The 4,445-nt window shown below is 33.0% G+C and carries 6 protein-coding genes and 1 pseudogene; all 7 read right to left on the bottom strand.

Annotated elements, in window-relative coordinates; all coding sequences use genetic code 11:
• Positions 1 to 131 precede the first annotated feature (131 nt).
• Entirely contained in the window at positions 132 to 1,205 is a 1,074-nt protein-coding gene (gene porV, locus HMPREF9073_RS09130) for a type IX secretion system outer membrane channel protein PorV (RefSeq protein WP_009413443.1), read from the bottom strand.
• Entirely contained in the window at positions 1,202 to 1,813 is a 612-nt protein-coding gene (locus tag HMPREF9073_RS09125) for a hypothetical protein (RefSeq protein ID WP_009413442.1), read from the bottom strand. The genes porV and HMPREF9073_RS09125 overlap by 4 nt, the downstream gene beginning before the upstream one ends.
• Positions 1,807 to 2,316: pseudogene (locus HMPREF9073_RS15285) on the bottom strand (polymorphic toxin type 23 domain-containing protein); the annotation flags it as partial. The gene HMPREF9073_RS09125 and the pseudogene HMPREF9073_RS15285, both read right to left, overlap by 7 nt.
• A 51-nt stretch (positions 2,317 to 2,367) precedes the next feature.
• On the bottom strand, positions 2,368 to 2,796 hold the full coding sequence (locus tag HMPREF9073_RS09115) for a hypothetical protein (protein ID WP_009413440.1): 429 nt from the start codon (positions 2,794 to 2,796) through the stop codon (positions 2,368 to 2,370).
• Between the two features lie 195 nt (positions 2,797 to 2,991).
• Entirely contained in the window at positions 2,992 to 3,414 is a 423-nt protein-coding gene (locus tag HMPREF9073_RS09110) for a hypothetical protein (protein ID WP_009413439.1), read from the bottom strand.
• Positions 3,415 to 3,473: 59 nt separating this feature from the next.
• The gene (locus HMPREF9073_RS09105; RefSeq protein ID WP_157453509.1) at positions 3,474 to 3,887 is read right to left on the bottom strand and encodes a hypothetical protein; all 414 of its coding nucleotides are present in this window, start codon (positions 3,885 to 3,887) and stop codon (positions 3,474 to 3,476) included.
• Between the two features lie 65 nt (positions 3,888 to 3,952).
• On the bottom strand, positions 3,953 to 4,445 hold a 493-nt coding region (locus HMPREF9073_RS09100; RefSeq protein ID WP_009413437.1), incomplete at its 5' end, for a polymorphic toxin type 23 domain-containing protein.

Raw genomic sequence — 4,445 nt, 5'->3', positions numbered from 1 at the left:
CTGTTCACCGGAACAGAGCAAGTTGTGTTTTGAGCAGCTGAAAACCTTTTAAGCTGCTCAAAACTACTTGTGCGCAAGGGAGCGCAGAATGTAGCACTCCGAAGTCGTGAGTTTTTATTGTAAATTATAGTTTAAAAAGCGTATTGTAACGATGTCCTCATAGAAGAACTCAATGGGTTATTTGTGGTTGTTGTTGAAAACAAATACGACACATCGAACTGGAACGAACGGAAAGCGAACCCACACCCAACAGTCAAGTATTGCCTATCGCCTTTTAGTTTGTGCTGATGAAAATAACCCGTACGCAGGAAAAGCTGCTCATCAAAGGCGTATTCTGCTCCTATTGCCCAACTGATCTCGTGAAGCTCTTCCTTAAAGCCGTTAGGTGCATCACTAAACGAAGTGAACATACCTTCGATAAAATCTTTGTTCTCATCACTTTCTATGGGTACTAAAAGTTTATTAGCCTCTGTAAGTACTGAAAAGCGGTTATAGCTATCCACTTGTAGGTTATAAGCTGCACCGAGTTTTAGGTTGGTCGGCAAAAAGAACGATTTGCCTAAGTCGTCGTACTTTACTTTTGCCCCAATATTAGAAAGCTGAAATCCAAAGCTATAACTTCCTGTGTAGTTCCCTATCAGGTGAAACGCAGAAGTGTAATAGCCCGAGATGTCAAAGCCTAATCCGCGTGCTACTGCCTTGTCGCCTGTGGGCAATTGTAAGTTAGAATTGAGATAGCGCGCCGCCACACCCATTGCAAAGTGCTCGCTGAGCCTGAGATTGTACGAAAGGTCAAAGGTAAATTCAGTAGGACGAAAACTACCCAGCACGGTAGCACTTCCACCGAAATCTTGAGTGAGACTCACATCGCCGATACTAAAATACGTCAGACTTGCGCCCCACGCGCTACGTTGTGTACGTTTATAATAGGTGATATTCCCCAGAAAAATGTCCTTTACAAGTTTATTGAGATAGGGTGTATAACTCACCCCAACGCCCGAGGTGTTTTCTGCAAAAATATACTTAGAAGCGTTGTTACGTTGCGCAAAAACGTTTGGCTGCGAGCACACCCCCACCTCGCCCATACCCGCAACAGCGGCATCGGTGTTAATAGACAAAAACGGAAACGCCGTAGTGATAGGTCTTTCTTCCTGCGCGTGGAGAAATACGCTGATTAATAAGGATGTAAGGAGTAAGTATTTCATCTTAAACTCATAATTTTCTTTGGTATCTTATCATACAATTTCTCAATGTTGTATTCCTTAAAGAGATATGTCTCATTAATAAGAACATCCCTTTTGTCTCTATAATTTTTTCGATAAAATAGGTGAATAGAAGATGAATCAATTACTTTTCCTTTTTCTTCTATTAAATAATAATTACCAAATACATTATAAAAATATTGAATTGTGATAATGTCATTTCTGATATTGTATTTTCCCCAATTCCATAAAAAAATATTAGATGTTCCTTGTTTCGAAGTGTCTAAAAAAATATCCATTTGCTCATTTAGCATTTTTTCAGACTTTTGAATAGAACAATCTATGGTGGCAATATTGCCATCACATTTATTTCCAAATCCATTCTGCACATAGTACATGTATCCATTATTTAGAAAAACACGCATATGTATGAATTTTCCTCCATCACAATCTATACATTCCTTATTTGTGTATATACTATAATAATATCCTTTGTTTTGTATTCTATCAATTTTTATATTTTCTCTTAACGTGAAATATTTTTTATTGTGCCATATACTACAAGAAATCAGAAATATAGAAAATAATATTGCGAATAGTTTTCTTACCATAACGTATATTTATTAGGGGTTAAATATTGATAATAAGAATTCCATTTTCTATCTATCATCCTAAATCCTGCCTGAGGAGAAATTATTTTATGTGCAAAGTAATTTTGAAAAGCATTTCTTATATGTTCTGAATTTGTTCCAATTTTGTGGCCACTATACCCTATGCTGAGAGCTCCTAAACGATACATATCTGCTTCACAATTATTCCAAACTCCAAGTTTTCTTCCTTTTTTTAAATAGCCTTCAGAGTAAGATATCTCACTACTTTTATTTGTATCATTGCCACTCTTTCCTGTGAACAAATTCATTTGTAAAGAAAAATCTCCTATACTAATACCTACAGCAGCAGTCCTAAACATATCTGTGTTACTACTTAATATTCTTTTGTAACTAAAAGGTGTTCCGTCATTCTCATACGTAGCTCTAAAATCTCCTGCATGAAGCCCGATAACACCTGTTCTTTGCTCAAAATCTCCCTTCCAAATATTTGTCCCTAAAGAAAGTCCTAATTTTCCATCGTCTCAAGAAGCCATAAGCATTCTATTTTTATAGTTCTACCAATCAGGCTCCCAACCTTCTAAAAGTTCTTTTGGAACTTCTTTTCTAATGTGTACAATACCTATATTATTCTTATTTATAACATCAATTGTATCTTTTGAAATACTCCCTTTATCATTAGATATATATAAATTACAATCTCCTATAGTTGATATCCTAATTCTATTTTTATCTATATAAAAATATCCCATCTTTGCTTGTTCAGGATTAAAAAGCCCTCTTTCTAAATGTAATGTGTCTTTTTTAGGTATGATGAATAGCCCTACTTTACCTTTAGCATAAAATTTAAAGTAACTTGTATAAGGATAAGTGTTATCTATATCTTTATAATGACGGCTTACCTCTTTTGTTAAACCATTACGAGAATAAAAATAATCTATCTTATATAAAGCCATTGTGTCTATGAGAGTATAATCTGTATTCATTGGCAAAGGATGTATTTTCCTTCTAGGAAGCCCATTAGGACTTCTAATGCCTGTGTAACAACAGCTATATAGAATAAATACTAAAAATAGATATGAGACCTTTCTTACCATGATGTAAATCCATTTCGTGTCCTATGCTGAAAATAACCTTTCCACTCCCAAGATTGCGTTTTAAATCCATTGTTGTAAATAAATCTATCTTATATATCGTGCCTCTTTTACATATTTATCATAGCTACCTCTTCCTTGTGCACTTGGTAAAGTGTGACTTAAAATTGTATCTCCTCTAATAGTTAATTCTTTTCTTGACCAAAAATTCCCTTGTGGGTGTTTATAGAAAATTTTCATTCTACATTGCCGCTTATTAATACAATATTTGCCTTCTGCCTTATCTTTGTGAGATAGATTATAAAGTAATACAACTCTACCTTCCTTATAAAATTTTAATGCAATTATATTTGAGCTTATATTATCAGTCTGTACGTAAATAGTTGTAGTGTCTATTATATGATATGTAGATTCATCACAACAATTTTTACCATAATTGTTATGAGCATCAAAAACAGAACAACTATATATAATTATCACAAATAAGCTATAAATAATTTTTTTTACCATAATGTAAATCCATTTCGTGTTTTGAATTGATAATAATCATCTCATCAGGAAGAGATATATTACCAATCAGGAGAATATATTAACCAATCCTTAGGTATTATTTTTTTCTTATACACAATAGTATCCTTATTAAAAATTCCTTCTCCTATGGTAACTAACAAAGTATCTTCTATATTTATACTTTTTTCTTTTAACAGAAAACGACCTACTTGAGAATTTCTTGCTATAAAATTCATATAAATTTTCCCATTTTTTAGCTCGAATTTTCCCATTAGAGCCCTTCTGGGGTCTATTGTTGTTATGTCAGTAGAATCAACAAAAAAAAAACAACCAACTTTTCCATCTTTATAAAACTTAATAGCTTTTTTATATTTATTTGAGCAATCTTTATAAAGAACTGTAGTATCTATTTTACTATAAACCGAGTTAAATTCTAAAGGTTTAATAATGTTTCTTTTTTTTAATCTAACCATTCCGTATTCATTCCTAAAATAGCATTGTATATTGAACAGAATAAATAACATTAATATTATCTTTCTTACCATGATGTAAAAGGATTATAAGTTCTATACTGATAAAAAGAATCCCATTTCCAAGATTGATTTTCAAAACCTCTGTCTTTTATCAAACCGTGAATAACCACATCTTGAATAGCATGTCTTACTTTTTCGCTATTAGCTCCTACTCGAAAACCACCATATCCCAAAGTTAAAGCCCCTAAACGATGTTTTACCCCCATTTCATTAACATATCCTCTTTTATAATTAGCTCCATAACAGTCTACTGTATTTACAATAGGATTTTCATATTTCCCTCTAGAATTAATGATTTTGACTTCTTTTTCTTGATCTTTCCTGCTTCTTCTACCAGTAAAAAGATTAAATCCAGCAGTAAAATCTCCTATTCCAATATTTAAGGCTGCTGTTCTAAAGCTATCTCCTCTATCACCTAATCCTAAATGTTTAATTCCTACCCCTCCATCATTCTCATACATTAGCTTAAAATCGCCACTTCTAAATCCTATCATCCCT

Source organism: Capnocytophaga sp. oral taxon 326 str. F0382, from assembly GCF_000318295.1.
In the GTDB taxonomy this organism is placed as follows: domain Bacteria; phylum Bacteroidota; class Bacteroidia; order Flavobacteriales; family Flavobacteriaceae; genus Capnocytophaga; species Capnocytophaga periodontitidis.
Note: the sequence above shows the minus strand (reverse complement) of the source record. Positions and strands in the feature narration are given on the sequence as shown.

What these genes read in the sequence shown, in the direction of transcription:
- HMPREF9073_RS09115 (WP_009413440.1), bottom strand. Translation starts at nt 2,796, where the DNA reads ATGAATACAGATTATACTCTCATAGACACAATGGCTTTATATAAGATA.
- HMPREF9073_RS09125 (WP_009413442.1), bottom strand. Translation starts at nt 1,813, where the DNA reads ATGGTAAGAAAACTATTCGCAATATTATTTTCTATATTTCTGATTTCT.
- HMPREF9073_RS09105 (WP_157453509.1), bottom strand. Translation starts at nt 3,887, where the DNA reads ATGGTTAGATTAAAAAAAAGAAACATTATTAAACCTTTAGAATTTAAC.
- porV (WP_009413443.1), bottom strand. Translation starts at nt 1,205, where the DNA reads ATGAAATACTTACTCCTTACATCCTTATTAATCAGCGTATTTCTCCAC.
- HMPREF9073_RS09110 (WP_009413439.1), bottom strand. Translation starts at nt 3,414, where the DNA reads ATGGTAAAAAAAATTATTTATAGCTTATTTGTGATAATTATATATAGT.